This window comes from bacterium (genome assembly GCA_035371905.1).
Taxonomy (GTDB): domain Bacteria; phylum Ratteibacteria; class UBA8468; order B48-G9; family JAFGKM01; genus JAMWDI01.
In genome coordinates this window covers 1-3,734 of sequence record DAORXQ010000138.1, presented here as the reverse complement: position 1 = coordinate 3,734, position 3,734 = coordinate 1, and the positions used below count along the sequence as shown (strand labels likewise).

Sequence of the window (3,734 nt, the reverse complement as noted above, 5' to 3'; positions counted from 1 at the left end):
CCCATTAAATTCTACAAAAATAATAGACCCTTTTAAATTGCCCACTATAAATGACTGGAAGATATCTATTATTAAAAAGGATAAAGAACTTTCTTTTGATTTAAATAATATGAACCTTGAAGAGAATAAGGAAGTTGAATTTAAAACCATTAAAGTAAATGAAAAAGGTGAAGTTGATTTAGGAAAAGTGGAAGGACTGGAAAAAGGAGATAAAATTATTGCCATTGGTGAGTTTAAGTCATTTTATTATAAAGGTTGCCATATTATGATAAAAAGCCAGATTCCTTTCTCAATATGGATAAACGGTAATTTACTTGAAAAAAACTCTAAAGGAGATGATAGATACCATTTTTATAGTACTTATTCAGTAAATCCAAAGGAAGGAGAAAATAAAGTTATTATCCTTTTAGAATTTGATGGAAAAGGAAAGAAATTTTCGGTTTATAGAGATTTCAGTATAGGTGTTTTAAATAAATTCTATAAAGAGTAAATTAGACATAAAATTTTCTATTTGGAAATTATTGAAAATATTAAAACTTGACAGGGAAAAATTTGTGAGGTAAAATGTAAACGGTTACAAGGAGAAATATGAATATAAAAGAATTTGCAAAGTTAACAGGATATTCAACAGCGACAGTATCAAGGGTATTAAATGGAAAAGAAAGTGTATCAGAAGAGGCAAGAGAAAAAATTTTAAAACTACAGAAAAAATATAAATTTTATATCAATAAAGTAGGTAAAGCATTATCAACTAAAAGAACAGATATAATAGGAGTAACACTTCCACAATATAACCTTCCTTCTTTTGAGGATATATTCTTTCCACAGGTTATAAGAGGAATGGAGGGAATACTTGCAAGAAATGGATATAATTTACTTTTATTAACATCTTATGAGATGGGAAAGAAACATAATGATTATATAAAATTTTTCAAGGAAAAACTCATAGATGGATTGATATTTTTAAATGTAAAAAAAGAGGATAAAGGTTTTATTGAACTTGAAGAAACAGATTATCCATATGTTGCAATTGGAAGGATACTTGAAAATCATAAAGGAAGTTATGTTGATACTGATAATGTAAGGAGGACATATATTGCAACTGAACATTTGATAAAAGAGCATAAATTAAAAAAAGTTGGATATATTGGAGGAGAATTGAAATATCTTTTTAATGTTGATGCCTATAATGGATATAAACTTGCATTGATAAACAATGGTATTGAAATAAATGAAAAAATTGTCTCAACAGTTCCACAGAAAATAGAAGAAGGATATAGAGGAATGAGAAAACTTATAAAGGAAGGGATTGAAGGAATTATAATTTTTGGAAATTTGATTTTACAAGGTGCGATTAGATATATTGAAGAAAAAAATATAAAAATTCCCGAAGATTTAAAAGTTATTATCACTGCTGAATTTTTCCCATTTTTTAATTCAAAAATAAGATTTACACAGGTTGTTCAGGATGTTAGAGGACTTGGGGAAATGGCGGCAAATATTTTACTTGAAGAGATAAAAGCAAATAGAAAATTAAGAAAACAAATTATATTACAGCCAAAATTTATAAAAGGGAATTCCTGTGGGTGTGAAATTCACTTTATCAGGGGTAATGGTAACGACCTTTGGTTATCATCCCCTGTTTAGAATAGATAAAAAAGAAAAAGGAGGTGCAATATGAAGAAAAATTTTTCTACACCCAAAAGAGTGGCATATTTGCCATGCCGTTTGGCGAAAAAGAGCATTTTCTCAAAACTACATGGTTTCACTTTGATAGAACTTCTTGTGGTTGTAGCGATAATAGCGATTCTTGCTGCGATGCTTTTACCTGTTCTTGATAAGGCAAGAGAACAAGCAAGGAGGGCTGTATGTTTAAATAATTTAAAACAGATAGGGCTTGCTCTCCACATGTATGCGAATGATTATGATGGCTGGTTTCCTTCAAATATTGATTCAATGAGTTACAGGAATAGTTCTAATTCATATCAATCTGGTTATGAAAATAGGTGGACATTTTATAGGGATGCAAATGGAAATACTCCAAATCCAAGCAGGTCATTAGAACTTTTGACAGGGCAATTAGATAGAAACACAAAACAACTTGAAGGTCCATCCTATGTGAAAAATTATTCTTTATTTGTCTGTCCTTCTTCAATGGGAACTGCAACTGATACAGGGTATCTTGTATGGGAGCCAGGACGTTGGGGTTCAGGGAACTTTCATTACTGGTATAACACACATTTAACCTACACTTACGCAGTTGGACTTACAAATAAAACTTCTCTTTTGAAGAATCTTCTTTCTATTGATACAAATGTTGGAAATAAAAATTCTCCTTCTGATATAAGTATTATGAGTGATTTTATAGGTGATATGACAATAGGAAATTTCCCTAATCCAGAGACAGGCGGTTATATAATTCCATGTGCACCTGCTCAAGTTTGGAATGACTATTATGCTCATTTAAAGGCTTATAATCCGCATAAATTTGAAGGAGCAAATTTTCTGTATGTTGATGGTAGTGTGAGATGGTGGTCTTCTATAAAAAGAGGTTCTGAATATGATATTCCGGTAGAAGCAGCACCAAATTCAATAGGTAGGGGTAATCCAAATAGGTATTCATTAAGATTTCCTGACTGGAACTAAAAAGGAGGTGAATTATGGAAAGGAAATTGAAAAGGGCTGGCTTTACATTGATAGAACTTCTTGTGGTTGTGGCGATAATAGCGATTCTTGCTGGTCTTTTACTTCCTGTTTTAGGAAAAGCAAGGGAATCAGCAAGAAGAGCTACCTGTATAAACAATTTAAAACAACTATATCTTGGTTTCAGGATGTATGCAGAGGACTATGATGGATGGAGTCCAAGGGCTGATAGATGGTGGAGAGATGATATGGGAATAGTTAAATATGTAGGGAAAAATGCATGGAATTATAAGAGTTGGCAGGATGCAAGGTCAAAAAGTCCATATATGTGCCCGAGTGTTCAAGGAAAACCTTTACCACCATTTAATGTTATGGATTACTATACCCAAACTGTTAATTATGGTTCAGGAAATGTAACCCATTATCTTGCTTATGCTTATAATGGTATATATGTTGACCGTGGTACTGGATGGTATGAAGTCAAATCATTTCCATTTAGAGAAAAATTAAAATATCCAAGATTACTTCTTGTAGATGGTAAAGGTCTTGATATAAGTATGGGGAATAATCCATCGGGTCCTTTGCCGGGTGGTGAGTGGGGACATAGAAACTGGGCTTACAGACATCCAAGAGGTCTTACCCCTGCAGGGGGAGGTCCTAATCAAACACCAGGGGTTGATTGGAGTTGGAATAAAGGACAAGGTTTAAACGCTCTTTTAACAGATGGAAGTGTGACATATTTAAAATTTGGAGTCCTTGAATCAGGGAATTATTGGCCTGTAACTGATGAAGCATATAGGTTATGGTGGGGAGTTGACAAAGGAACTGGGGATACCTCCAGATAAAAATAAAAAGGAGAGAATTTATGAAAGGTATATATCTGTGTATTTTATTTTTAAGTTTTTGTTTTTGGGTATTTCCTGCCACAAAATATATTGATATTTCAAAAGTTTGTAATATGGGATTTGTAGATGAAGAAGAGGGAGATAAAAAAGGTGGATGGACAGACCAAGGGAAATACAATTCTCTTGATAATTTTCCAGTAGGTATTAATAAATTTGCTGACATTGAATTTAAGATAATAAATCCAG

At 32.4% G+C, this 3,734-nt stretch carries 5 protein-coding genes; all 5 read left to right on the top strand.

What is annotated here, in order from left to right; genetic code table 11:
* Positions 1-490 (top strand): hypothetical protein (locus tag PKV21_09635; GenBank protein HOM27747.1); only part of this gene is annotated, 490 nt, incomplete at its 5' end.
* Between the two features lie 98 nt (positions 491-588).
* On the top strand, positions 589-1,647 hold the full coding sequence (locus tag PKV21_09630) for a LacI family DNA-binding transcriptional regulator (GenBank protein ID HOM27746.1): 1,059 nt from the start codon (positions 589-591) through the stop codon (positions 1,645-1,647).
* A gap of 30 nt (positions 1,648-1,677) precedes the next feature.
* On the top strand, positions 1,678-2,646 hold the full coding sequence (locus tag PKV21_09625) for a DUF1559 domain-containing protein (protein HOM27745.1): 969 nt from the start codon (positions 1,678-1,680) through the stop codon (positions 2,644-2,646).
* A gap of 14 nt (positions 2,647-2,660) precedes the next feature.
* Complete coding sequence (locus PKV21_09620; GenBank protein HOM27744.1) at positions 2,661-3,488, top strand: type II secretion system protein; 828 nt, start codon at positions 2,661-2,663, stop codon at positions 3,486-3,488.
* 20 nt (positions 3,489-3,508) lie between these two features.
* A partial coding sequence (locus PKV21_09615; protein ID HOM27743.1) for a hypothetical protein occupies positions 3,509-3,734 on the top strand: 226 nt, incomplete at its 3' end.